This window comes from Roseofilum acuticapitatum BLCC-M154 (genome assembly GCF_030068475.1).
Classification (GTDB): domain Bacteria; phylum Cyanobacteriota; class Cyanobacteriia; order Cyanobacteriales; family Desertifilaceae; genus Roseofilum; species Roseofilum acuticapitatum.
The window spans coordinates 1-22,797 of sequence record NZ_JAQOSP010000146.1 but is presented as its reverse complement, the minus strand read 5'-3'; the positions used below and the strand labels follow the sequence as shown (position 1 = coordinate 22,797).

General features: G+C 47.0%; 23 protein-coding genes and 1 tRNA gene. 9 read left to right on the top strand and 15 right to left on the bottom strand.

Annotated features, from left to right (window positions below):
- Nucleotides 1–102: 102 nt before the first annotated feature.
- On the bottom strand, nt 103–1,266 hold the full coding sequence (hpxO, locus tag PMG71_RS22255; RefSeq protein WP_283755930.1) for an FAD-dependent urate hydroxylase HpxO: 1,164 nt from the start codon (nt 1,264–1,266) through the stop codon (nt 103–105).
- Between the two features lie 174 nt (nt 1,267–1,440).
- On the bottom strand, nt 1,441–2,694 hold the full coding sequence (locus tag PMG71_RS22250) for a Zn-dependent hydrolase (RefSeq protein ID WP_283755929.1): 1,254 nt from the start codon (nt 2,692–2,694) through the stop codon (nt 1,441–1,443).
- A gap of 46 nt (nt 2,695–2,740) precedes the next feature.
- Between PMG71_RS22250 and PMG71_RS22245 the strand changes: the two genes are divergently transcribed.
- A complete protein-coding gene (locus PMG71_RS22245; protein WP_283755928.1) occupies nt 2,741–3,721 on the top strand; it encodes an XdhC family protein in 981 nt (326 codons plus the stop codon).
- Between the two features lie 17 nt (nt 3,722–3,738).
- Here the strand turns inward: PMG71_RS22245 and nblD are convergent, their stop codons facing one another.
- Together nblD and PMG71_RS22235 are read right to left on the bottom strand one after the other, a co-directional pair.
- Entirely contained in the window at nt 3,739–3,912 is a 174-nt protein-coding gene (gene nblD, locus PMG71_RS22240) for an NblD family protein (protein ID WP_283755927.1), read from the bottom strand.
- Between the two features lie 61 nt (nt 3,913–3,973).
- Nucleotides 3,974–4,576 (bottom strand): WD40 repeat domain-containing protein, encoded by a 603-nt coding sequence (locus PMG71_RS22235; protein WP_283755926.1) that lies wholly within the window; start codon nt 4,574–4,576, stop codon nt 3,974–3,976.
- Nucleotides 4,577–4,672: 96 nt separating this feature from the next.
- Between PMG71_RS22235 and PMG71_RS22230 the strand changes: the two genes are divergently transcribed.
- On the top strand, nt 4,673–5,611 hold the full coding sequence (locus PMG71_RS22230) for a TIGR04168 family protein (protein ID WP_283755925.1): 939 nt from the start codon (nt 4,673–4,675) through the stop codon (nt 5,609–5,611).
- Between the two features lie 2 nt (nt 5,612–5,613).
- Nucleotides 5,614–5,701: transfer RNA gene (locus PMG71_RS22225), tRNA-Ser, on the top strand.
- A gap of 154 nt (nt 5,702–5,855) precedes the next feature.
- On the opposite strand, the gene PMG71_RS22220 is transcribed toward PMG71_RS22225, so the two are convergent.
- From PMG71_RS22220 to aspS, 3 genes are read right to left on the bottom strand one after another with little or no spacing between them, the layout of a single operon-like run.
- Entirely contained in the window at nt 5,856–6,809 is a 954-nt protein-coding gene (locus PMG71_RS22220; RefSeq protein ID WP_283755924.1) for a D-2-hydroxyacid dehydrogenase, read from the bottom strand.
- A 27-nt stretch (nt 6,810–6,836) separates the two neighbouring features.
- Nucleotides 6,837–8,693 carry a precorrin-3B C(17)-methyltransferase gene (cobJ, locus tag PMG71_RS22215; RefSeq protein ID WP_283755923.1) on the bottom strand — a complete coding sequence of 619 codons (1,857 nt, stop codon included), beginning with the start codon at nt 8,691–8,693 and terminating at the stop codon, nt 6,837–6,839.
- A gap of 16 nt (nt 8,694–8,709) precedes the next feature.
- On the bottom strand, nt 8,710–10,506 hold the full coding sequence (aspS, locus tag PMG71_RS22210) for an aspartate--tRNA ligase (protein WP_283755922.1): 1,797 nt from the start codon (nt 10,504–10,506) through the stop codon (nt 8,710–8,712).
- A gap of 186 nt (nt 10,507–10,692) precedes the next feature.
- Between aspS and PMG71_RS22205 the strand changes: the two genes are divergently transcribed.
- A complete protein-coding gene (locus PMG71_RS22205) occupies nt 10,693–11,424 on the top strand; it encodes a glutathione peroxidase (RefSeq protein WP_283755921.1) in 732 nt (243 codons plus the stop codon).
- A gap of 17 nt (nt 11,425–11,441) precedes the next feature.
- Here the strand turns inward: PMG71_RS22205 and obgE are convergent, their stop codons facing one another.
- Both obgE and PMG71_RS22195 read right to left on the bottom strand, forming a co-directional pair.
- On the bottom strand, nt 11,442–12,458 hold the full coding sequence (gene obgE / locus PMG71_RS22200) for a GTPase ObgE (RefSeq protein ID WP_283755920.1): 1,017 nt from the start codon (nt 12,456–12,458) through the stop codon (nt 11,442–11,444).
- Between the two features lie 467 nt (nt 12,459–12,925).
- A complete protein-coding gene (locus tag PMG71_RS22195) occupies nt 12,926–13,369 on the bottom strand; it encodes a peroxiredoxin (RefSeq protein ID WP_283755919.1) in 444 nt (147 codons plus the stop codon).
- A 188-nt stretch (nt 13,370–13,557) separates the two neighbouring features.
- On the opposite strand from PMG71_RS22195, the gene PMG71_RS22190 reads away from it, so the two are divergent.
- From PMG71_RS22190 to PMG71_RS22175, 4 genes are all read left to right on the top strand, one after another.
- Entirely contained in the window at nt 13,558–13,965 is a 408-nt protein-coding gene (locus PMG71_RS22190) for an Npun_F0494 family protein (protein ID WP_283755918.1), read from the top strand.
- 56 nt (nt 13,966–14,021) lie between these two features.
- Entirely contained in the window at nt 14,022–15,494 is a 1,473-nt protein-coding gene (gene cobQ / locus PMG71_RS22185) for a cobyric acid synthase CobQ (RefSeq protein ID WP_283755917.1), read from the top strand.
- A 30-nt stretch (nt 15,495–15,524) separates the two neighbouring features.
- Complete coding sequence (locus PMG71_RS22180) at nt 15,525–15,770, top strand: 2Fe-2S iron-sulfur cluster-binding protein (RefSeq protein ID WP_283755916.1); 246 nt, start codon at nt 15,525–15,527, stop codon at nt 15,768–15,770.
- A 100-nt stretch (nt 15,771–15,870) separates the two neighbouring features.
- Nucleotides 15,871–16,503 carry a hypothetical protein gene (locus PMG71_RS22175; protein WP_283755915.1) on the top strand — a complete coding sequence of 211 codons (633 nt, stop codon included), beginning with the start codon at nt 15,871–15,873 and terminating at the stop codon, nt 16,501–16,503.
- Here PMG71_RS22175 and PMG71_RS22170 read toward each other — a convergent pair.
- From PMG71_RS22170 to PMG71_RS22150, 5 genes are all read right to left on the bottom strand, one after another.
- Nucleotides 16,496–17,827, bottom strand: a complete 1,332-nt coding sequence (locus PMG71_RS22170; RefSeq protein ID WP_283755914.1) for a PrsW family glutamic-type intramembrane protease — start codon at nt 17,825–17,827, stop codon at nt 16,496–16,498. The genes PMG71_RS22175 and PMG71_RS22170 overlap by 8 nt on opposite strands.
- A 19-nt stretch (nt 17,828–17,846) precedes the next feature.
- Nucleotides 17,847–18,047 carry a hypothetical protein gene (locus PMG71_RS22165; protein WP_283755913.1) on the bottom strand — a complete coding sequence of 67 codons (201 nt, stop codon included), beginning with the start codon at nt 18,045–18,047 and terminating at the stop codon, nt 17,847–17,849.
- Nucleotides 18,048–18,056: 9 nt separating this feature from the next.
- The gene (def, locus tag PMG71_RS22160) at nt 18,057–18,620 is read right to left on the bottom strand and encodes a peptide deformylase (protein WP_283755912.1); all 564 of its coding nucleotides are present in this window, start codon (nt 18,618–18,620) and stop codon (nt 18,057–18,059) included.
- A 76-nt stretch (nt 18,621–18,696) separates the two neighbouring features.
- Nucleotides 18,697–18,885, bottom strand: a complete 189-nt coding sequence (locus PMG71_RS22155) for a hypothetical protein (RefSeq protein WP_283755911.1) — start codon at nt 18,883–18,885, stop codon at nt 18,697–18,699.
- A 160-nt stretch (nt 18,886–19,045) separates the two neighbouring features.
- Nucleotides 19,046–19,354 (bottom strand): hypothetical protein, encoded by a 309-nt coding sequence (locus PMG71_RS22150; RefSeq protein WP_283755910.1) that lies wholly within the window; start codon nt 19,352–19,354, stop codon nt 19,046–19,048.
- A gap of 261 nt (nt 19,355–19,615) precedes the next feature.
- Between PMG71_RS22150 and PMG71_RS22145 the strand changes: the two genes are divergently transcribed.
- Nucleotides 19,616–21,670, top strand: coding sequence for a prolyl oligopeptidase family serine peptidase (locus tag PMG71_RS22145; protein ID WP_283755909.1), 2,055 nt, complete (start codon nt 19,616–19,618; stop codon nt 21,668–21,670).
- On the opposite strand, the gene PMG71_RS22140 is transcribed toward PMG71_RS22145, so the two are convergent.
- Nucleotides 21,645–22,481 (bottom strand): pentapeptide repeat-containing protein, encoded by an 837-nt coding sequence (locus PMG71_RS22140; RefSeq protein WP_283755908.1) that lies wholly within the window; start codon nt 22,479–22,481, stop codon nt 21,645–21,647. The two genes, PMG71_RS22145 and PMG71_RS22140, sit on opposite strands and share 26 nt — an antisense overlap.
- Between the last annotated feature and the right edge of the window lie 316 nt (nt 22,482–22,797).

The following is a 22,797-nucleotide window of genomic DNA, read 5'->3' as shown; positions in this document are numbered from 1 at the left end:
CTTATTAAGGGGGGTTAGGGGGGATCTTTTACTACTGCACCTCATTACCGCGCAAGGTGCTGTATTTGTTCCTCCATCTCCCCATTTCCCCATCTGCAATAATTAATTAAAAGGCCCCGCTAAAATCACCTTAGCTAAAGCATTAATCACATCACTTTCTGATTCCTGACTTAAAGATTTATACCATTCTTGAGTAACGGACATATCTTTTCCATAAATAGTATCCGTGCGCTTTCTTGCCTTTAACACTAATTCCGATGTCCGAGGTTTACGGGCAAGTTCATATCGTTGCAGAGCATCTTCTACACTCACATTTGTGGTCACTAAATAGCGGCATAAAACTGCCGCATCTTCCATCGCTTGACAACCGCCTTGACCTAAAGTTGGTGTAGTGGCATGACCCGCATCTCCGAGTAAAGCGATCCGTCCTTTCACTAAAGTATTTAAGGGATTTAAATCATGAATTTCCAATCGATTCGTTTCTAAAGGATTCAGGGTTTCAATTAATCTTTGTACAGGACTGGGCCACTCCTGGAAAATCTCCGCTAACTCCTGTTGTCGATTTTCTGGAGCAACTTCTGTCCCTTTCTCCATAGGACAGCCAAAGAAAAAATAGAAGCGATCTTTTCCTATAGGCATCATCGAAGCTCGTTTACCTTCTCCCACATAAATCACCCAACATTCCGGATCGATCTCTTGTCGATTCGCCTCCACTAAACCATTCCAATTCACATATCCTGCGTATCGAGGTTCGCTGCTTTCTCCTGTCACCACCGGGCGAATAATCGAGTGAATGCCATCAGCAGAAATTAACAGATCTCCACGGGTAGTTCTGCCATCTTCAAATGTGGCAGTTATCCCATCTTTCTCCTCCGAAACCTTCACACATTTACAATTAAGCGTGACATTTTCTTCGCCAACCGCTTGCAACAATAACGCTTGTAAATCTGTACGCGCAACAGGATAGGGGCGTTGTCCAACTTCGTTAATTAAGGGATGTAAATCAATCGAATTTAATAGCTTGTCCTGATGGCTACGATACTCCATCTGATTCATCCTGCCACCCATTTGAGCAATTTCTTCCCCTAATCCTAACTGATTGAGGACTTTAATCCCATTTGACCATAACGAAATGCCTGCACCGGCTGGCCGAAATTCTCGCACCTTATCATAAATTTCAATCTCATATCCGGCTTGTTTGAGAGCAATTCCGGTGGTTAATCCACCTATGCCAGCGCCAATAATAATCGCTTTGAGATGATACATAATTTTGATGTAAATTTTCTAGGAATGGGTTTATGTTAGCGTCTTTCTCTATATACATGAATAGCCCTCACCCCCAACCCCCTCTCCCACGGGAGAGGGGGCTAAGAGCCAGTAGTGGCTTGGCAAGCTTAAAACTGTGGCCAACGCGCTGTTAGAGGAATGAGGAGCAATCAGTTATAACGGATTTAGGTTGGCGATATACTCTCGATCCAATTTTAGCAGCGTATGCAATAAAACCATTGTCCCTTGTACACAATCTTGAGTGGGGGTATACTCCTCTCCAGAATGGCTAATTCCCCCTTGAGAAGGGACGAAAATCATCCCCATATCGGTACAGCGTCCCAATTCTTGAGCATCGTGACTGGCGCGACTCGGTAGGGAGAGATGGGTTAATCCTAATTCTTGGCAAACGGTGGTGATGTGCTGTTGAATTTTGGGGGAGGCTAAGGTGGGTTGAGTGTTTAATAAGGGTTCAAGGGTAATTTGAGTTTCTGTAGTGCTGGAAATTTGCTCTAGTTGTGTTTTTAATTGCTCTACTAAATGGTCAATGGTTTGCCGATCTAAATCGCGAATATCGACAGTCATCTTAACTAATCCGGGAATAATATTAGGGGCATTGGGGAATACTTGAAATGCGCCCACGGTGGCAACGGGATCGCCGGGAGCAGATTGGGCTAAGTGTTCAACAGCTAGGACAATGCGAGCGGCGGCAGTGAGGGCATCTTGACGCATGTTCATGGGGGTGGTTCCGGCATGGTTTGCCTGACCTTTGACGGTGAGGGTATAGCGTTGTTGTCCAACAATGCCTTGAACAATGCCAATTTTTTTGCCTAGTTTTTCTAGGACTGCTCCTTGTTCGACATGCAATTCTATGAAGGCGGCGATGTGTTGGCGAGTTTGTTTGGCTTGGGTTAAGTTGTGCCAATTTCCTCCTATTTTTTCTAAGGCTTCAATGATGGAAAGGTTGACCTTGGTTTGATAGTCTTTTGGGTTAAGAGATGCGGTTCCTGAAATGGCTTTGCACCCAATCATGGTGGTTTCTTCATCGGTGAATACGATGACTTCTAGGGGATGATTGAGATGGTGTTGATGGTCGTTTAAAATCCGAACAATTTCAATTGCGGCAACGACTCCAAAGGCTCCATCAAATTTGCCTCCAGAGGGGACAGTATCGAGATGGGAACCGGTTGCTAAGACGGGAAGATGGGGCTGTTTTCCGGGATAGGTTCCTCTTAGGTTTCCGGCACTATCGACTCGCACTTTCATTCCGGCTTCTTCCATCCACTGACGGACGAGGGTGCGTGCTTGTAGATCTTCGTCGGAAAAGGCGAGACGACAAATGGTGCGATCGCCGTTTTGGCCAATTTTTGCCAGTTCTTCTAGGCTATCTTGGAGCCGTTGAGTGTTAATTTGCAGAGCTTCAATCATGATAATGGCGATATAATCCTGAGATGACTGCTAACGATCGAAAGCGATGTCACTGCAATTTTATCAACAGTTACGGAATCTATTGCCAAGGGGAGATGTGGCGATCGCCACAGTCATCAAAATAATTGGCTCAGTTCCCAGGGAAGTGGGGGCGAAAATGGCGCTCTGTGCAGATGGGACGCTCTTGGAAACCATTGGGGGGGGAGCGGGAGAAGCTAAGGTTTTAAGCATCATGGAGCAGGTTCTCGCATCGGGAGATCCGCAGAAAGTGGCGATCGACCTTTCCGGTGCGGTTCAGCGCGTGACTGAGGGGGTTTGTGGGGGTCAAATGCAGGTGTGGGTGGCAAAATGGTCGGGTGAAGCGGCGATCGCCCTCATCCAAGCTATTCTAGATGATCTCAATCAGGGTTACTCTGTCCGTCTATTGATCCCCTTTTCTCCCGGTTTATCCCCCCATATTCTCACCGCAAATGATGCCCAAATTTCCCCAGAACTAGGATTTATAGACTTAATTGAACCATCCCCCATGCTACTCATTATCGGTGCAGGTCATGTGGGTGAAAAACTGGCACAAATTGCCACATTTTTAGGCTTTCAAATAATCATTCAAGACGATCGCTCCCAATGGGCCAATTCTGAGCGTTTCCCCTCAGCTCTATCTATTTTTATCGATCCCATCTCTCAAGTTCTAGAACAATGGCCCTATCATCATCCCCTTTATATCGCCATGGTCACCCGTGGATATGATTACGATCTCGAAGTCCTCAAAAGTCTGCTAGAAAACCCTATTCCCTATCGCTATATTGGCATGATTGGCTCGATAAAACGGGTGAATAAAGTCCGAAAATCCCTTGCAGATCACTCCATTCCCTTAGAAAAAATCAATTCTATTTATGCACCCATTGGACTCGATATCGGAGCCTTAACACCCGCAGAAATTGCCCTCAGTATTGCAGCCGAATTAATCTTAGTCCAACGGGGCGGAACTGGCGTACCTTTATCCCAAAAAAGCAATACCCATTTTTAATTTTTAATTTTTAATTTTTAATTGATCTTCCCCTGGTCTTGATTAATGCAACTGGGTTTTTGTACATGCTGACAAACCTTTTGCCAGAGTTGTTCGCGGGTAGCTGGCGGCCCATAGGAAAACAAAACCCGATCTTTGCCCACCATCTTTTGAATCTTCACACCACAAACGGGACAGCTTTGTTCTGACATCAGCTTAATTCCACTATTGGTCAACAGTTTGGGACAGTATAGCGCATCCTTTCAAAAAATTTTAATCTTCCCTCGCTCCCAACGCCATTAAAGCCTGTTTCTGGATTTCCGTTAATCCCCCAATCCTCGTAATATTCATGCCTTCATAAGGGCGAGGAATGGTGAGGATATTAGAGCATTGTCCTGTCCAAACATTCCACAAGCGAAGAGTACAATCAGCGCTACCACTAATTAGGGTTTGACTATCCGGAGTAAAAGCCACCGATCGCACCGTATGTTCATGTCCCTCTAGTGTATTCAGGCATTGCCATTTTTGCACATCCCAGAGCTTGATAACCGCCCCTCGATCGCCAGGAATGCAACCACTGGCTAAGATTTGACCATTCGGACTCCATGCGATCGACCAAACCCCTTCGGTATGTTCCTCCAGAGTCCTAATACATTCTCCCGTAGAAACCTGCCACACCTTCACCGTGCAATCATCGCTACCACTGACCAGGAATTGACCATCAGGGCTAAATGCGATCGCCTCCACCTTGTTTTCATGTCCATTTAGAGTCTTCATCAAGCATTCGGTTTGAAGATCCCAAATCTTAATCGTTCCATCATGATCCGCTCCCGCCAAAATCGGATAATTTTGATACTCAACAGCAGGATTGAACACTAATGACCAACTCCAAGTCACCTCACCCGGCAAAGAAGTCCATTGCTTAGTGCTAAAATTCCATACTATGCTTAATGGAACTGATGAGAGAACCCCATGAATGAGGCCAAGCAACTTTCCCTGAAGATCGCCGTGGTTGGAGATGTACACGATCAATGGGAAAATGCCGATGCACAAGCCCTACATGCTTTAGGAGTCGATTTAGTTTTATTTGTGGGTGATTTTGGGAATGAGTCGATTCCGGTGGTGGAGGCGATCGCCGCGTTAGACTTACCCAAGGTGATCGTTTTGGGAAACCATGACTGTTGGTACACAGCATCCCCTTGGGGTCGCAAAAAATGCCCCTACGATCGCCAATTAGAAGACCGAGTAAACCACCAACTTCAGCTCCTCGGAGAGACCCATGTAGGCTTTAATTCCCTCGATTTTCCCCAATTTCAGCTCAGTGTGGTCGGCGCTCGTCCCTTTAGTTGGGGAGGCCCGATCTGGCAAAATGGGGGCTTTTATCAAGAGCGTTATGGCGTAAATAGTTTTACGGAATCTGCGAATAAAATCATTGCGGCTGCCCAGAAAACCGCTTATGAGACCGTGATTTTTATCGGCCATTGCGGCCCCCAAGGTCTAGGAAATCAACCGGAAGACATTTGTGGCAAAGACTGGAATCCTTTGGGAGGAGACTTTGGCGAACCGGATTTTCGGGCGGCGATCTCGGCGACTCGACAGCAGGGAAAACAGATTCCCTTGGTCACCTTCGGCCATATGCATCACCGTCTGCGGCATACTCAGGCACAATTGAGAGAGGCGATCGCCCAGGATAATCAAGGTACACTCTATCTCAACGCTGCCAGAGTTCCCCGCATTATCACCACCGATACCGGAAAATCACGCAACTTCTCCCTGGTCACCCTAGAGAACCACATCATCACCCAAGCCAGCTTAATTTGGGTCAATGAGCAGTTCAAAATAGAGACCGAAGAGATCCTCTATTCATGCGGCCCATCTGTGGTCAAAATAGGCTATACTAATCAACTGTGACTGGAGAGATGGCAGAGTGGTCGAATGCGCTCGACTTGAAATCGAGTGGGCGTTAACAGCGTCCCGTGGGTTCAAATCCCACTCTCTCCGTACCGTTTAATCCTTATCAGAGCAGGACTCTCACCCCCGGACAGCTATTAATGTCCTTCAACCTGCACCTAAATTGCACCTAAACTCACAATAGCACTCCCCCAAAGGGGGGGGTCAAGTAATAGGTTATGGGGTAATATTATATCCATTGCAGCTAAATCACCCGATTTCGGCTCTCACCCTTAAGAAATGCCGCTATATTTTTCTCTACTTCCGTGATTAACCGCGCTCTTGATTCTCTAGAAATCCAGGCGATATGGGGAGTGATGAATAGTCTGTTTTGGTTTTGGATATGAAATAGGGGATGGGTTGCGTCTGGAGGCTCTTTTGCCAATACATCTAAACCTGCGGCAGAAATTTCGCCATCATCCAAGGCTGAGGCTAAAGCGGTTTCATTGACAATTCCTCCGCGACTGACATTGAGCAAAATGGCTTCGGAAGACATTTGTTGCAGTTGAGGTTTATCGATAAGATTGGCTGTTTTTTCGTTTAAGGGGGCATGAATGGAAATAATCTGGGACTGTTGCAACAGTTGCTCTAAACTAACGCATTCAAAGGGTTGTTCTCTATTTTGACCACTGGTGGAAAAATAGGAAACCTGACAGCCAAAAGCTTGGGCGATATCGGCGACTTTGCGGCCAATGGTTCCCATGCCAATAATGCCCCACTGTTTGCCCGCGAGTTCAGAAAAGGATTCTCCTAGATGGTTAAATGTGGGACTTTTACACCATTGGCGGCTGCGGGTATAATCGTCGAAATAACGGGAATGGTGGGAGAGATAAAAGAGCATGGAAAAGGTATGAGCAACCACACTATTGGTGGAGTAACCTACGGCATTGGTAACAGTAATTCCCCGTTCGGCTGCACATTGAAGGTCGATAATATTGTATCCAGTTGCAGCAACACAAATCAGTTTTAGGGTGTTGGTGGTTTCTAGAATGGGGCGATTAATGACAACTTTATTGGTGATGATGATTTCAGCGCCTTGAATTCGGTTCGGGACTTCTTCGGGTTGAGTGGTGGCAAAGGTTTCGACTGTTCCAAATTTTTCTAATCCGCTCAGGTTTACGTCACCGAGGGTAGCTGCATCTAGAATAACGATTTTCATAAGTACCGAATGGGAAATGTTGATCGATTAGGGAAAATAACCTCTAGGGGTAATCATCCATGGCCCTTGGGTTCGGGTGGTAGGATTGCCGATGAGGACGGTAGTTAACATATCAATGTCAAGTTGGGCAAATTCGTTTAAGGTGGTGAGGGTAATTTGCTCGTTTTGGCGATAGGCACAGCGAACTAGGGCGACGGGGGTTTGGGGATGACGATATTGGAGGAAGATTTCTTGCGATCGCCGAATTCCCTCAGTACGCTTCTGAGATTTGGGGTTATAGATAGCAGTGACAAAATCTCCCTGGGCCGCAGCTACCAAGCGCTTTTCAATCACTGGCCAAGGGGTTAATAGGTCGCTTAAACTAATGGCGCAAAAGTCATGCATTAAGGGCGCTCCCACCCGTGCAGCCGCCGCTTGGAGGGCCGTAATGCCGGGGAAGACTTGCACGCTCGGACTCATGCCATCCCAACCCTGGTTTTGCAACTCTTCTAGAACTAATCCGGCCATGCCATAAATGCCACAATCTCCAGAGGAGACCATGGCTACCGTTAATCCCCATTGAGCTAATTCTATGGCTCGTTCTGCCCGTTGGCGCTCTTGGGTGATGGGGAAGTGTTCAATGATTTGACCGGGACGGCGCAGGGGGGAAATGAGGTCTAAATATAACCCGTATCCTAAAATAGCATCGGCCTGAATGACGGCGGTTTGGGCCGCTGGGGTCATTTGTTGCAGCTCTCCGGGGCCCATGCCGACTAACCAGAGTTGACCGCCTCTAGGGATGTATTCTTGGGGAGATTGGGCGATCGCCACGGTAACCGCTCCGGCTAAGTCCCGAACGCGATAGATTTGTTTGCTCACCACCAGTTCAGAGACCCCGGCCGCTGTCAGGGCGGCGGCTTCGGCGACGCTGGGTGTGCCTACGGTTTCGGCGACCAGCGCCGAGGGATTGGGCACAGGAACCCCCTTTAACTCCTCGGCTGGATAGGAGATCAGGGGCCAGTTTTTCGCTTCACACAGAGCCAATAAACCCGGCTCATCGGCTTTGCGGTCGAGGGTGGCAATCCCGGCGATCGCCCCTTCTGCTAAATGGGCAGCGCCTAAAACCTGCTCCAGCGCTCCGGAAATCACCCGCGCATCGGTTCCCCGCTCGCATCCCATTCCCACCCACAATACTCTCGGATGCCATTGCACCTTGGGAAAGGTTCCCTTAGAGGTAAACTGGCGTTGGGTGGCGCTGATCCAAACTCTGGCCCCGGCGCTGCTAGAGTCTAATTCAAACTCAAAGGGATGATCGTTAGGTAGATGCTGTTGCCACAGGGTCGATCCGGCATCTTGAATCACTTGTACAGAATTTTGTTTAGCGATCGCCGCGCTCACTCCTGTCCAGTCTCCGCTTCCTCGTCTCCATCCGAAGGGCAAACCCAAGGTATCAATGGCAGGTAAGTTGAGGCTATCACAAGCGCCGGTAATAATGGCTTTTGCGCCCAATTGAGTCGCCACTAACCGCGTCAGGCGATCGGCTCCTCCCTGATGTCCCCCACAGACACTAATCACATGATTTCCGGTTTCATCCACCACTACTACCGCCGGATCGGTGCTTTTATGATTCAATAGGGGGGCAATCAGACGCACCACCGCACCCACCGCTAACCCAAAGATCAGCCCTTGATGGTTAGCCCACAACTGGGGTAAGGTTGCCGACAATGTTTCCGGATAGACTTCATAAATGAGTCTACTATCGGCGGATAAGGCTTGAGCGCAAGCGGGAGAAACCACCAGCACTGCGCCTAGGGACTCGGTGATGGCAAACAGACGATATGCCGATCGGGGGGTGGTGGCGATCGCCACTAAAGACCCCACCTGCCCATTCTCGGATTGAACCATAGTTTTATATCCTAAATTACCCGTTTTTTGCCTTGGGTTTGTGGGTAGAAGCCACAGCAAGATCTTTCAACTGGCGAGTATCCACGGTTGCAGGAGCGTCGGTGAGCAAACACCGCGCTTGCTGGGTTTTGGGGAAGGCAATCACATCGCGAATGGAGTCTTCACCGGCTAAGAGCATAATAAACCGGTCTAACCCATAGGCAATTCCGCCATGGGGAGGCGTGCCATATTCAAAGGCTTCCAGGAGAAAGCCAAATTTGTTATGGGCTTCTTCAGGGGATAACCCGATCGCCTCAAACACTTTTTCTTGAATCTCTCTCTGGTAGATCCGCAGGCTTCCCCCACCAATTTCATTGCCGTTATAGACCAGATCGTAAGCTCTGGCGCGAGCAGTTTTGATGTCGTCTAAGTCTTCTGGGTTGGGCGAAGTGAAGGGGTGATGCATGGCTTCCAGGCGCTTTTCATCGGCATTCCATTCAAACATGGGAAATTCGGTCACCCAAATTAGGTTAATTTGGTTCTCGTCTATTAGTCCCATTTGTTTACCGATCGCTTGTCGCAACCGGTCTAGGGTTTTGTTTACTGTCGCCGTATCCCCAGCTCCAAACAGGAGTAAATGCCCGGCTTCTGCTCCGGTGCGTTTTAAAATTTCCTGTTTTTGTTCGGCACTGAGGTTATCTTTGATCGCGCCAATGGTGTCGATTTCTCCATTTTCTCGGACGCGGATATAGGCAAGACCTTTGGCTCCGGCTTCTGTGGCTTCTTTGAAGAGTTCTCCACCGGGTTTAATCGCTACATTAGAAATGCGATCGTTGCCGTTAGGTATGGGTAAAATTTTCACCGAGCCACCGGCAGACACCGCGCCAGAAAAGACTTTAAATCCGCAATCTTTGACCACATCGGACACATCGACTAATTCCAGTCCAAAGCGGGTATCGGGGCGATCGCATCCATAACGATCCATGGATTCTTTGTAAGTGATGCGGGGGAAGGGTCTGGGAATGTCGATGTTTTTAATGGTTTTGAAGATATGACAAACCAACCCTTCATTGAGGTTAATGATGTCTTCTTCCGACATGAAACTCATTTCCATGTCTAGTTGGGTAAATTCGGGCTGGCGATCGGCTCGTAGGTCTTCATCCCGGAAGCAACGCGCAATCTGATAATACCGGTCAAACCCAGAGATCATAAGTAATTGTTTGAACAGTTGTGGTGATTGGGGCAGGGCGTACCATTCTCCCTGATTCACCCGACTAGGAACCAGGTAATCCCTTGCTCCTTCTGGGGTAGAGCGGGTCAAGATTGGGGTTTCGACTTCCATGAAGTGCTGTTCGTCTTCTAAGTAACGACGGATAGCTTTTACGACTTGATGGCGGAGCTTTAGGTTATGGCTCATGCGATCGCGTCTTAAGTCTAAATAGCGATATTTCAGCCGCAAATCTTCCCGTACTGACTCTTCTTCGTAGCTCGATACCTGAAAGGGCATTTGCCGGTTAATGCCGTTGAGTAGCTCAATTTTATCGGCATAAATCTCGATTTCTCCGGTGGCAATTTTGGGGTTGAGTGAATCTTCTGGCCTCTGGGTGACTCGTCCCTCAATTTGTACCACATACTCATTTCGCAGCTTTTCAGCGAGTCCATAGGAATCGGGTGTCCGGTCTGGATCGCTAACAATTTGTACAATTCCGGTGCGATCGCGCAAATCTAGAAAAATTACACCACCATGATCGCGACGGCGATCGACCCAACCGCACAGGGTTACCGTCTCGCCAATGTTTTTTCCTTGTAATTCTCCGCAATAGTGGGTTCGCATGGTGGTTCCTAGCGTTCAGTAGAGTTCATTATTAACACAACTTTCCCATTATCTAACAAGAATGGCGGTACTGGCGATCCAAAATTTTTCTCTCCCTTGACAACTCGAAGTCATTATGAGTATGATTAAGCTAAGACAAATTCATAATGAGTTCGTTTTAGACCCCTATCAGGAGATTAACCCCTTATGTTGCAGAACAAAGAAGGCCAAACCGTACCCAACGTCAACTTCCGCGCTCGTGTCAACAACGAATGGAAAGACATCAGCACCGATGAACTCTTTGCCGGAAAAACCGTGATTGTCTTCTCCCTTCCCGGAGCATTCACCCCCACCTGCTCCTCCACCCATGTTCCCGGATATAACGAACTAGCGGATGTTTTCAAAGCCAACGGAGTCGATGACATTATCTGCATATCGGTGAACGACACCTTCGTAATGGAAGCATGGGCGAAAGATCAAAAAGCCGACAAAATCACGTTCATTCCCGATGGTAACGGAGACTTCAGTGCCGGTATGGGCATGTTAGTAGATAAACAAGACCTAGGATTTGGTCAACGCTCTTGGCGTTACTCCATGCTCGTCAAAAATAAAACCATCGAAAAAATGTTCATCGAACCGGAAAAACCCGGCGATCCCTTCGAGGTTTCCGACGCAGAAACCATGCTCAAATACCTTAATCCCAGCGCCATCAAGCCGAAAATGATTTCTTTATTCACTAAAGTCGGCTGTCCCTTCTGCGCCAAAGCCAAAACCCTGCTCAAAGACAAAGGCTTAGAATACGAAGAAATCACCCTAGCCGATGCAGTAACCACCCGTTCGCTAAAAGCCATAACCGGTAAAACCAGTGTTCCCCAAGTCTTCATTGATGGTGAACATATTGGCGGTTCAGAAGAATTAGCGACTTATTTCGGTTCTTAGCCCGAAAAGAGAAGCCTCTAAACTTCGACCAGGGGATGGGGTTGCTGCTCTAGAATTTGCCAAATGGTTTGTAAGATCTCTTGAATGCCGGTTTGGGTTGCAGCCGATAAAAGGAATACCGGAAAACCCGTGTATTCTTCTAGAGAAGCGGCGATCGCCTGCCAATCTTGACTGCGATCCACCGCATCCATCTTATTTAAGCCAATCACTTGGGGGCGGTCTACCAATCCCCTACCATAGGCCACCAACTCTTGTTGAATCGTATTATAGACGGCAAAAATATCCGGTTCTGTACTATCAATCAGATGCAATAAAACCCGCGTCCGTTCAATATGTCTGAGGAAATCATGACCCAATCCAATCCCTTCGGCAGCTCCTTCAATTAACCCTGGAATATCAGCAAACACTGTTCCATCTCCCGTCGGTTTCCGCACCACTCCCAAATTAGGCACTAAAGTTGTAAAGGGATAATCCGCAATTTTCGGTTGAGCGGCTGAAACCACAGAAATAAAGGTCGATTTACCCGCATTGGGTAAGCCAATAATCCCCACATCTGCTAACAGTTTTAACTCAAAACGAAACCGTCCTTCCTCACCTTCTAAACCGGGAAGCGCATAATCCGGGGCGCGATTGCGATTACTCAAAAAATGTTGGTTTCCTAATCCCCCTTTTCCCCCTTGAGCAATCACTAAAATTTGTTCATTTTCTACTAAATCCCCAACCCATTCTCCCGTTTCTACATTCGTAATCACGGTTCCACAAGGCACTTCTAAAATCAGATCTGTACCATTGGCTCCGGTGCGATTATTGGGGCCACCGCGCTTACCATTGTCAGCTCGAAATAAATGTTTGTAGCGAAAATCCAATAAGGTTTGTAATCGCTCTGTTGCTTGGACGATCACCGATCCCCCTTTACCTCCATTGCCACCGGAAGGGCCACCGGCCGGCACATATTTTTCCCGACGGAAAGCCACGAGTCCATCGCCACCATCTCCGGCTTTTACTTGTACTTCAACCTGATCTATAAATTGCATACTTGAGCGAGATGAATCAATTTTTATGGTTATTGAGAAATAGTAGGGTGCGTTAGCGACAGCGTAACGCACCCCTACTGCCGTGACGACCCTAAAATGGTGGGTTACGGCGGATTGATAGATTACTTTCACCGTCTAGGTTTTAGCCGCCTAACCCACCCTACCCTAATGGTCTATTTTAGTGCGGTCACGAGACTACTGCCGTGACGACTCTAAAATGGTGGGTTACGGCGGATTGATAGATTGCTTTCACCGTCTAGGTTTTAGCCGCCTAACCCACCCTACACTAATGGTCTATTTTAGTGCGGTCACGACCCTACTGCCGTGATAACCCTAAAATGGTGGGTTACGGCGGATTGATAGATTGCTGTCACCGTCTAGGTTTTAGCCGCCTAACCCACCCTACACTAATGCCCTATTTTAGTGCGGTCACGAGACTACTGGATTTATCTTCTGCAAGAAGTCGATTAAAGTCCCAGTTCAGCTAAAATATCTTGGGCATGGGTAGCCGTATTCAGATTAGCCCCTTCGTAGACTTTGATGATTTTTCCTGAACCATCAATCACATAGGTTACACGCTTGGAATAACCGCCGCCTTCGACATCATAAGCTTTAGTCAATGCGCCATCCGTATCGGCCAAGAGGGGAAAATTTAACCCATATTTTTCAGTAAACTTCTGGTGAGAGGCTTCATCATCCATGCTCACCCCTAAGACGGCAATTTCTTTGCCTTGATATTCCCCATAAGCGTCCTTAAAGCTGTTGGCTTCTTTGGTACATCCGGGAGTATCATCCTTGGGATAGAAGTAGAGAACGACGGTTTTGCCAGCAAAATCAGAGAGGGAAACCGAGTTACCATGGGTATCTTTGGCGGTAAATGCTGGGGCCGTTGTGCCGACAGATAAAGACATAGAGATTATTTTCTCGTTAACTTAAAGAACTTCTTGGTTAATTTTACAATAGTGCGATCGCAGTTAGATGAGGTTGCTGGCGATCGCCGCCTAATCTCCTCAAGCACCATGCTAGATTAGAAGAAGCGAGCATGAGTTTTTACCAGTTACGCCCTACTCAACTCTTTTCTTTGTCCCCACTTGTGCCTATGTCTTTGGTTCACTCGTCCCCCCTTCCTGAGCAGGATAGCCCCACTTGGAGGCGTGCCGATCGCGCCTTACGCTGTTCTCCCTTTCAGCTCAAATTATTTACTGACTTGAAAATCCGTAGTATTCCCTTAGCGGCGATCGCCACAGAAGTCGGATTTAGAGCCAATTATACCCGCGCTCCCCTCACGGAAATCGCTACTGAAGATGCCCTACTCTGGTTAATTCAGGTCGGTATTTTACGTCGTGAAGTCGATGGACAAGGCATTACAGATCGCTTTCGTCTCACCCCCTTGGGCCGTCAACTGATTGAATATGGGCAAAAGCAAACCGGAACCCTTCCTGCTCCCTCCATCGGCGATCGCCTTTACAACCGCATTCATCAACTAATTCCCTGGTTTTTGCGATAACCCCAGAAAAGAACTATAGCCCTCACTCGCCTGGAATGATTGAATTGAGAGCCACTATGAAAGCGATTATGGTAGTGGGAACAACCTCCCACGCAGGAAAATCCCTATTATGTACAGCTTTGTGTCGGATTTTAGCGCGGCAAGGTTGGCATTTAACCCCCTTTAAGGGGCAAAACATGGCCTTAAATGCCTATGTTACCCCCACAGGAGGAGAAATCGGCTATGCCCAAGCCGTACAAGCTTGGGCCGCTGGAGTCCCCCCCCAAGTATCCATGAATCCCATCTTACTCAAGCCCCAAGGCAACATGACCTCCCAAGTCATTTTGCTCGGAGAAGCAGTTGGCCAAGTAAGCGCCGAAAACTACTATAAAGACTACTTCAATCGGGGATGGGAAGCCATTACCCAATCCCTAGAGCAGTTGTCCTATGAGTTTGATTTAGTCGTCTGTGAAGGGGCAGGATCGCCCGCCGAAATTAATCTCAAACATCGAGATTTAACCAACATGCGAGTGGCTAAACATTTAAACGCCTCTACAATTTTAGTCGTAGATATCGATCGCGGCGGTGCATTTGCCCATGTAGTGGGAACCTTAGAGTTACTCGACCCTGAAGAGCGCAATTTAATTAAGGGAATTGTCATTAATAAGTTTCGCGGTCAGCGCTCCCTGTTGCAATCGGGCATTGAATGGTTAGAAGAGTATACAGGGATTCCAGTTTTAGGAGTGATTCCTTGGCTCGATATGGCCTTTCCGGCGGAAGATTCCCTCAGTTTGCTAGAGCGAGATGGGGGTAAATCCAAGGGGTCAACCGATCTAACAATCGCCGTCCTGCGCTTACCCCATATTGCCAATTTTACCGATTTCGATCCCCTAGATTCCGAACCGAGTGTCAAGCTTCAGTATCTCAGTCCCCATGAACATTTGGGATATCCCGATGCCGTGATTATTCCCGGCTCGAAAACCACGATCTCCGATTTGATGACCTTGCGAAAAAGTGGCATGGCTCAAGAGTTAAAGGATTATGTGGTCGGGGGGGGAACTGTCTTGGGTATTTGTGGTGGCTTCCAAATGTTAGGTAAAATGATTGCCGATCCGGAAGGTTTAGAAGGGGAAGAGGGACGCTATCCGGGTTTAGATTTATTACCTATTCAAACGGTGATTTTAGGAAAAAAAGTGGCCCGTCAGCGATCGGTTACTTCCTGTTATCCCCAAGAGAGTTTACCCATTACTGGGTTTGAAATTCATCAAGGACGCACCAGTTTAATTTCTGGGGGAGATTACCATTGTTTATTTGATGATCCTCAATTGGGGATTGTCAGCGATAACCAAGGGGTTTGGGGAACCTATTTACATGGCATTTTTGATAATGGCCCTTGGCGACGGATGTGGTTAAATCGCTTGCGTAAACAGCGAGGTTTGTTAGCATTACCTACAGGGGTTCCCAATTATCGGGAACAGCGAGAATTGATTTTAGATATTCTCAGCGATCGGGTAGCGGAACATTTAAATATTCGGCCGCTTCTGTCGTAATGCATCAGGTTTGCAGTTCAGGAGAAAATTATGGGTAAGGCGATCGCCGTCCAATTTTTGCCCGATGACGTGACGGTAGAAGCTCAAGTCGGAGAACCCTTGCTAGAAGTGGCTCGACGAGCTGGGGTGACGATCCCCACGGGGTGTTTAATGGGGTCTTGTCATGCTTGTGAAGTGGAAATTGTAGGACGCTCTACCCTTTGTGCTTGTATTAGTGGAGTTCCCGCAGGAGCTGATCAGATCACAGTGAATCTCGATAGCGATCCGTTATGGTAAGTCTATAGAAGCAATTTCACGCAAAGATTACGGAACGGTAAATGGCTAAGTTGTAGTTACTTGTGCCATTGAGATGCAACTGTCGAATTGCTTAAGTGTTATGACGGATCAATCACAGATGAATTCAGGTCTTCCCTATCCGGGTTATCACATAGATATAGAGCTGATCGAAATTCTATTCTTGAATCACGAGCGGCTGTATCCGTGGAATCCCTTAAATTTAGAGGCAGAGTGTTATTTCTCGGAAATAGAGAATTCTATGGGAACTCACACCCCAGATCTAGTTGATTATTTGGATGAAGGATGTATTCAATTTTATCAAAATCTAGATCAGTTATGGGAGTCTGCTAACCCTGTAACCGCCAAGGGTTTAAAATCTCGACTAGAAGCCAAGTTTAGTCAGATGGTTCCCCAAGAGATTTTAGCGATCATTGCATCTAAGGCAGAGCAATTAACAGCTTCTTCATCCTCGATCGCCGATCAGTTAATTCACTGTGTGCAAGAGAGCTTATCCCAGTGGGATATAGATGATCTTTTGGTCTTAGCTCGTCCCTTTGCCTATGCGATGCGGGGAGGAGAAGAGAAAACGGCTTTAGATCGGGTGGTACAAAGAGCGAGTACCCTAGATTGGGAATCGGCTTCAGAACTGGAAAAGGCAAGGTTAACTCTAGCGGTGGCTCGATATGCGATCGCCTGTCGCGATCGAGATGAGTTCAGTGAACTGCCTATTTAATCCGAGTCGCAAAATTTTGCGATCGCGTTGGAGATAGGGCACGAGCTTTCAAAATCGCCGCAGCTAAGAAGGCATAGGACAATACACCAATGGTGGCTAAACAGATCAATCCAGCGAATAGGGACACTTGGGAAGCAACAAAAGTTCCCGTCGTATTCCAGAGTCCGTGTAATACGGCAGCACTCCCATAGCCCACGGCCAGAATTTGCCATCGTTGTTTAGGCTTAAGAACGCTCAGACCGATAAAATAGCCTAAATAGCCGCTATAGGCTAAATGTCCTGAAACCGATCCGAGAATGCGAGGAATTAATAATTGTAATCCTGCCAGTTGTCCCATATCGCCCCCAGAAATGGCGGCAATACTTTGAATTTGGGAGGGCACATACAAGCCGAGGGTTTCAATTAAGGTGAACCCGACAGCAGAAGCTGTACCGATTAAAATGCCATCAAGGGGTTCTCGAACGCCCCAGGTTTGGCGAGATGAAACAAAGCGCACTTTACCCCACAACAGAACCAGGAAGATGGGTAGGGCTTTGATCAGTTCTTCTAAGAGTCCTGTGCCTAGGGTTTGACGGGCTAAGGTGGGTAAAAATTGGTCTCCGGTTGCCCATCCTGCCAGCCCTTGATAGAAGAGGGGCGCGAGCAGTTGTACCAGGGGAATGGCGAGTAGGAGTGTCCAGAGCGCCGATCCGAGCAATAGCCACCAGGGTTTATGCTTGCCGCAGAGTTGATAGATATAAGTGTAGGCGATCGCCGCTAAATATCCTCCTAAAACCAGATTAAACAGTTCCGGGACTCTGAGGAAAAAGAGCAACACGGCAACCAGGGCAGTTAAACTAGCAGGGATCAGATAAGCTTTACGGGTTAATTCTTGTCCGGTGGAGAAGATGGGAAACAGTTGGGTGAGGGTAACAGACTGGGTAGCGACAGGGGCAGAATTACTAGAGGGAGAGACGAAGGTAGGAGCCGCGACAACTGGTGCAGAGCGCAGTTCGACTTCAAATTCTGGCCCTTTCATACCCAGCATAATGCGATCGCCATGCTTTAAGACCTGGCATCCCCTTAACAGAGTTTGATTAATATAGGTTCCGTTCGCACTACCGAGGTCACCAATTTCCCAATAGTTGTGCTTTAGAGAATATCGAATCACCGCATGTTTGCGGGAAACAATGGTTTGTTGATGAGCATCCAGGGCAATTTGGCAACTGGGATCGCGCCCGATGATGATTTCTTCTGTTCCCCATAGGGGATAGGGGGGACTAGACTGAGTTTTGCCCAATCCCCTTATGGGTTTTAAGAATCCTTGAGGCTCAGTGCCGCTCATAATTAACCATTAATCATGATTAATTGTTGTTGTTGGCATCTTGGACGGCGGCAAAAAAAGACCAGCCGGTGACGGGGATACTGATGGCCAGAATAATGCTGGTGGGGGTCACTCCTAGGTCAGGTGTGCCAGAGGAGAGTTCAAAGATACAGCCCGTGGCGGCGATCGCCGCAATACAGCACAGAGCTAAGAGTAAGCCACTTTTGGGAGTTAAAGCCATGAATTGTGCCTAGGAGTAAGGTTTAACATCTTGGCTAGAAAAGCCAAATTTTTTCAGTTCTTCATTCAGGGCGATCCCGTTTTCTACGCGGTCTACAAACATCACTCCCTGGAGATGATCGAGTTCATGCTGAATAGCACGGGATAGGAGACCGTCAGCTTTTAAGGTTTTCGGTCGGCCATACTCATCTTTGTAGCTCACTTCGATCGCATCCGGTCGCTGCACATCCATGTAGACACCGGGCACACTCAGGCATCCTTCTTGATAGGTACAGATTTCACGACCGTAGGATTTGATAGTGGGATTGATTAAGATTAAGGGAATATTGGCCGCCTCTTCCGGATCGCAGTCAATCACCACCAGTTGTTTGGCGATCGCCACTTGCGGTGCTGCCAAACCAATGCCATCGGCACTATACATGGTTTGCAACATTTCTTTAGCCAATTGGCGGATGCTCTCATCCACTTTTGAGATCCGTTTGGCATTGCTCCGCAGGACGCGATCTCCCAGGGTATGGATATCGAGTGGGGGGCGATCGAGTTTTATCTTTTCTACCAGAACGCTAGAAGTCATAAGGTCTGTATCTTAAAGAAGCTAAAGGTCGTGAATCATCTTGATCTATTGTAACCAAGGGTGGTCTTGACTTAGATTAGGGGCGATCGCTCGATGAAGGAGGAAAGGTTTGCTTAAATTCCTCAATCAGGTCATCCATTTCTTCTAAAGCTTGATTCACATCGAGCCGCAGACTGCCTAAATTAGGCTGCTCTAGTAACTGTACCAGAGCTTCCCGTTTGCTCTCCAGGAGGGTCACTTTGTCTTGAATAGTCGATAGATCCATTATTTTCTTCAATTCAGGTAGGATTTCTCTTAGCTTAACAAAACTTGATACTTTTCTCGTTCAGCTCTGGCATCAAAAAAGTGCTTCACCCAATAGACAAGTGAAGCACTCTTAGAAAAACAGGGTTTAGACAGATAGAAGAGGGATGAAGCCTATCCGCTTACTTCTTCTTCATGCCCTTAGCCATTTTCAGGAAGTCTAAACCTCCGGTGTTGCTATTGGCAGGACGACGTACAGGAGGAGTCGGTTCTGAGGGTTGACTGCTCACTTGAGGCTCAGGAACCACAGGCGTGGAGCGCATCATTTGACCTTCAGTGCGGATTTGCATCTCCATAGAAGACGCTTCAATCACTTCAGCAGCACGCTTACCTTTGGGATAGGTGTGTCTGACTCGCTGCTTTCTACGCATGAAATTAATATCGCCATAGGTTTTGGCATCATCAGGGGAGAGGAAAAAGTCTTGAGACATGGGCTTGGCTGTTAGTTAATGAATGGTATAGACAGTTGTTATGTTAAATTTTATCAAATTTTCTCAGATTTGGAAGATTTTTTTATATTTTTTTGAATTTATGTTTATCTTTATCTCTTTATGTGCCATAATTGGTATATATTCATTAATAGATACAATGGTTCGTCTAAAGTAAAATTTGCTATACAATTAGGATTAACTGTCCGTAAGTCGTATTGTTGAGTATAAATGCTCTTGCCACTTATAATGGAGTATTGTTGGATGCCAGAGTTTGTATATCCCCAAAGCCGCCAAGTAGAGCAGATTGATGATTACCATAGTACACCCGTATCCGATCCCTATCGATGGCTAGAAGACTTAGAATCAGCAGACACTCAAGCATGGGTTGAAGCTCAAAACCAAGTCACCTTTGAATTTTTAGAGCAAATTTCCACCAGAGAACCTCTGAGAGCGCGTCTTGAAGAACTCTGGAATTATGAGAAATATGGCATTCCGTCCAAACAAGGCGATCGCCTCTTTTATTTTAAGAACTCCGGCCTACAAAATCAATCCGTTCTCTACTTTCTCAAAGCGTCAGATCCAGAACCGCAAATCTTGCTCGATCCCAACAGATTATCGGAAGACGGAACCATTGCCCTCTCCAGAATTGCCCTTTCTGAGAATGGGGAATATCTCGCCTATGGCTTATCGCAATCGGGTTCCGATTGGCAAGAATGGAAAGTCAGACAAATTGAAACCCAACAAGATCTCGGCGATCGCTTAAAATGGATAAAATTTTCTAGCGTTACTTGGTCAAAAGACAATCAAGGATTCTATTATAACCGCTACGCCGAACCCCAAGAAGGGAAAGAATATCAAGAACAAAACTACTACGAAAAACTCTATTATCATCGCCTCGGCGATCGCCAGTCCGAAGATCGACTCATCTATGAGCGTCCCGATCAAAAAGAATGGGGGTTTTCTCCCCAAATTACTGAAGATGGAAAATACTTACTCATAGGGGTTTGGCGTTCTACGGAACTCAAAAATCTAGTTTTCTATCAAGACTTAAGTCAAGAAAACAGCCCCATTATCGAATTAATACCTGAATTTGAAGCCAGCTATCAATTCATTGGCAATCAAGGTTCAACCCTCTGGTTTAAAACCAATTTGAACGCTCCCAAGTGGCGCGTCATTGCCATCGATCTCAAGCATCCAGAAAAAGAGCATTGGCAAGAAATTATTCCCGAATCCAATGATGTGATTAGCCAAGTGAGTCTGCTCAATCATCAATTTGTGGTTCAATCCATGAAAGATGCTCATTCTCAAGTGAGTCTCTATAGTTTAGAGGGAGAGCATCTTAAGGCCTTAATTTTGCCGGGTTTAGGTTCTGTGGGTGGGTTTAATGGTAAACCCGATGATACTGAAACCTTCTATAGCTTTACCAGCTATACCACCCCCACCACCATTTATCGCTATGACTTTCTCACCGGAGAAAGCACCTTATACCAAAAACCAGAGGTGAACTTTGATCCGAATGAGTATGAAAGCAAGCAAGTTTTTTATTCCAGTAAGGATGGGACAAACATTCCTCTGTTTATTACCCATAAGAAAGGGATTAAGTTGGATGGATCGAATCCTACCTTGCTCTATGGCTATGGGGGGTTTAGTATTTCCTTGACTCCTGGTTTTTCCGTCAGTCATTTGGTGTGGATGGAACTGGGGGGGATTTACGCGGTTCCCAATTTACGGGGTGGGGGAGAATATGGTGAGGATTGGCATCAAGGGGGAATGAAACATAATAAGCAAAATGTTTTTGATGATTTTATCGCGGGCGCGGAATGGTTAATTGAACAAAAGTATACTTGTTCAGCAAAATTGGCGATCGCCGGTGGCAGTAATGGCGGGTTATTAGTCGGCGCTTGTCTGACGCAACGCCCCGACTTATTTGGTGCTGCTCTTCCTGCTGTCGGAGTCATGGATATGTTGCGCTTCCATAAATTTACCATTGGTTGGGCATGGTGCGATGAATATGGCTGTGCCGATAATCCCGAAGACTTTGAAATCCTCTATCGCTATTCTCCCTTGCACAACTTGAAACCCGGAACCACTTATCCTGCTACCCTAATTACAACTAGCGATCGCGACGATCGCGTAGTTCCTTCCCACAGTTTCAAATTTGCTGCTACCTTACAAGCTGCCCATCAAGGTTCATCCCCAGTCTTAATCCGCATCGAAACCAAAGCAGGGCATGGCGCGGGAAAACCCACCAGCAAACAAATCCAAGAAATTGCCGATAAATGGGCTTTTCTCACCCAAGTTCTCGATATTGCCTAAGTAGATTGATATCAAATCCATTGGGAAACTGAGCGCCCGTTACCGATGCCCCCTCTAAATTCGCCTCCGATAGATTGGATAAACTAAAATCTGTATCCATTAACACTGCTTCACTCAAATCGGCTTGAGTGAAGTTAGTCCAAGACAGTTGAGCGCGATAGAGGGTGGCTCGGTGCAGATCCGCCGAACGAAAGGAAACCCCCATTAAATTACTCGATCGCAAACTCGCCTCTCGCAAAATTGCCCGACGCAAAGACGCTCCCATCAGAATAGCCCCACTCAGATCCGCCTGTTCCAGATCCGCTTGCTCTAACATGCATTGAGCTAAGATGCTATGGCCTAACTTAGCTTGCTGGAGCATCGCCCCATTGAGGATCGCATAGCTTAAATTGGCATATTCGAGGATTGCATGGTGCATCGAAGCATTAATCAGTTTAGCTCGACTCAAACAAGCGCCCCGTAAATTAGCATGGTTTAAGATCGACTCATTGAGATTGCTGTCACTCAGATTCGCCCCTTGTAAATTCGCTCCCTGGAGATTAGTATCGCTCAAGAAAGCTTCATGCAAACAGGTTTCTTCCAAATGTGCCCCGATTAAATTGGCTCCCGTCAGCGTCACTTGATTCATAAACGCTTGATTAAACGTCGCTCCTCCTAGAGTTGCTCCGGTCAAATTCACTTTGACTAAATTCGCTTGGGTGAGGTCGATTTCACAGAGGTTGGCTTGGCGCAAGTCTGCGTTGGCTAAATTGACTCGGCAAAATTTCCGTTCTCCGGCACGATAGCGTGCTAATAATTCTGAAGCCTTCATGTCGCGTTCCTCATCAGTTGGGTTTTAGGGGAAATCGTCGGGTTTCTCTCCTTGTTGTCAATCATATTCTGAGATTTCTCTGCGTACCAGAGTGGTGTGGGGTGTTAGAAGAGAGGAGGAAAAAGAAGGGGATAAAATGCGATCGCTCTTCATATCATGTCCGGTTAAACAGTTGTCATATCAAGTTCGCTTATTCATGTCCGCGAAGCGGAAATACCCTAATTAAAAATCCAGGGAGCAAGATGCTCCCACTCCAGTCATATCAAAGAATTCGAGGAGTGCGGGCATCTTGCCCGCTTCTTAACAAATTTTCATG

Bases quoted from the DNA above. Each gene is read 5' to 3' on its own strand.
- aspS (WP_283755922.1), bottom strand. From the start codon at position 10,506: ATGCGAACCCACTATTGCGGAGAATTACAAGGAAAAAACATTGGCGAG.
- PMG71_RS22250 (WP_283755929.1), bottom strand. From the start codon at position 2,694: ATGATTGAAGCTCTGCAAATTAACACTCAACGGCTCCAAGATAGCCTA.
- PMG71_RS22175 (WP_283755915.1), top strand. From the start codon at position 15,871: ATGACGGATCAATCACAGATGAATTCAGGTCTTCCCTATCCGGGTTAT.
- PMG71_RS22230 (WP_283755925.1), top strand. From the start codon at position 4,673: ATGAATGAGGCCAAGCAACTTTCCCTGAAGATCGCCGTGGTTGGAGAT.
- PMG71_RS22220 (WP_283755924.1), bottom strand. From the start codon at position 6,809: ATGAAAATCGTTATTCTAGATGCAGCTACCCTCGGTGACGTAAACCTG.
- PMG71_RS22195 (WP_283755919.1), bottom strand. From the start codon at position 13,369: ATGTCTTTATCTGTCGGCACAACGGCCCCAGCATTTACCGCCAAAGAT.
- nblD (WP_283755927.1), bottom strand. From the start codon at position 3,912: ATGTCAGAACAAAGCTGTCCCGTTTGTGGTGTGAAGATTCAAAAGATG.
- def (WP_283755912.1), bottom strand. From the start codon at position 18,620: ATGACTTCTAGCGTTCTGGTAGAAAAGATAAAACTCGATCGCCCCCCA.
- cobJ (WP_283755923.1), bottom strand. From the start codon at position 8,693: ATGGTTCAATCCGAGAATGGGCAGGTGGGGTCTTTAGTGGCGATCGCC.
- PMG71_RS22165 (WP_283755913.1), bottom strand. From the start codon at position 18,047: ATGGCTTTAACTCCCAAAAGTGGCTTACTCTTAGCTCTGTGCTGTATT.
- PMG71_RS22150 (WP_283755910.1), bottom strand. From the start codon at position 19,354: ATGTCTCAAGACTTTTTCCTCTCCCCTGATGATGCCAAAACCTATGGC.
- PMG71_RS22145 (WP_283755909.1), top strand. From the start codon at position 19,616: ATGCCAGAGTTTGTATATCCCCAAAGCCGCCAAGTAGAGCAGATTGAT.
- hpxO (WP_283755930.1), bottom strand. From the start codon at position 1,266: ATGTATCATCTCAAAGCGATTATTATTGGCGCTGGCATAGGTGGATTA.
- obgE (WP_283755920.1), bottom strand. From the start codon at position 12,458: ATGCAATTTATAGATCAGGTTGAAGTACAAGTAAAAGCCGGAGATGGT.
- PMG71_RS22205 (WP_283755921.1), top strand. From the start codon at position 10,693: ATGTTGCAGAACAAAGAAGGCCAAACCGTACCCAACGTCAACTTCCGC.
- PMG71_RS22170 (WP_283755914.1), bottom strand. From the start codon at position 17,827: ATGAGCGGCACTGAGCCTCAAGGATTCTTAAAACCCATAAGGGGATTG.
- PMG71_RS22245 (WP_283755928.1), top strand. From the start codon at position 2,741: ATGTCACTGCAATTTTATCAACAGTTACGGAATCTATTGCCAAGGGGA.
- PMG71_RS22190 (WP_283755918.1), top strand. From the start codon at position 13,558: ATGTCTTTGGTTCACTCGTCCCCCCTTCCTGAGCAGGATAGCCCCACT.
- PMG71_RS22155 (WP_283755911.1), bottom strand. From the start codon at position 18,885: ATGGATCTATCGACTATTCAAGACAAAGTGACCCTCCTGGAGAGCAAA.
- PMG71_RS22140 (WP_283755908.1), bottom strand. From the start codon at position 22,481: ATGAAGGCTTCAGAATTATTAGCACGCTATCGTGCCGGAGAACGGAAA.
- cobQ (WP_283755917.1), top strand. From the start codon at position 14,022: ATGAAAGCGATTATGGTAGTGGGAACAACCTCCCACGCAGGAAAATCC.
- PMG71_RS22180 (WP_283755916.1), top strand. From the start codon at position 15,525: ATGGGTAAGGCGATCGCCGTCCAATTTTTGCCCGATGACGTGACGGTA.